The organism is Rhodosalinus halophilus (assembly GCF_003298775.1).
GTDB classification, from domain to species: Bacteria; Pseudomonadota; Alphaproteobacteria; order Rhodobacterales; family Rhodobacteraceae; genus Rhodosalinus; species Rhodosalinus halophilus.
This window is the reverse complement of record NZ_QNTQ01000072.1, coordinates 1-436: the sequence shown is the minus strand read 5'-3', so window position 1 is coordinate 436 and position 436 is coordinate 1. Positions and strand designations below refer to the sequence as shown.

The window sequence follows — 436 nt, the reverse complement described above, 5'->3', positions numbered from 1 at the left end:
GCGGACCGAACCCGCCTCGGTGATCTCGTGGACGAGTTCGGCGCCGGCGGCGTCGTGGCCGTTCTCCAGCGCCTCGGCGAGGATCAGCCAGAGCGTGGCGCAGCGTCCGGGCGGGGCCCATGGCTCGCCCGCTTGCGGCAGCACCGCCTCGATGCGCTTGCGCCGCTCGACCGGCGACATGCCGGGGCGAAGGCCCGCATCGCGCATGCGGCGGCGTTCCAGCGTCGCGGCGTGGCGGCAATCCTCCGGGGTGAGACCGACGGCCTCCAGCAGCCCAAGGCGGAGCGGTCCGGGCTCCGTGACCCTCAGCGCCTTGCAGAGCCGCTCGCGGGCCGCGATCAGGTCGGCCGTGGCGCCGGCATCCATCCTGCCCCTGGACCCATAGCAGGTGAGCGAGGTCCGGCCGGGCTCCAGACCGTCCTGCGTCAGCGTCGCC

Annotated in this window: 1 pseudogene; it reads right to left on the bottom strand. The window is 74.8% G+C overall.

Going from position 1 to position 436, the window contains the following annotated elements:
• A pseudogene (locus DRV85_RS18915) lies at positions 1–436 on the bottom strand (hypothetical protein); the annotation flags it as partial.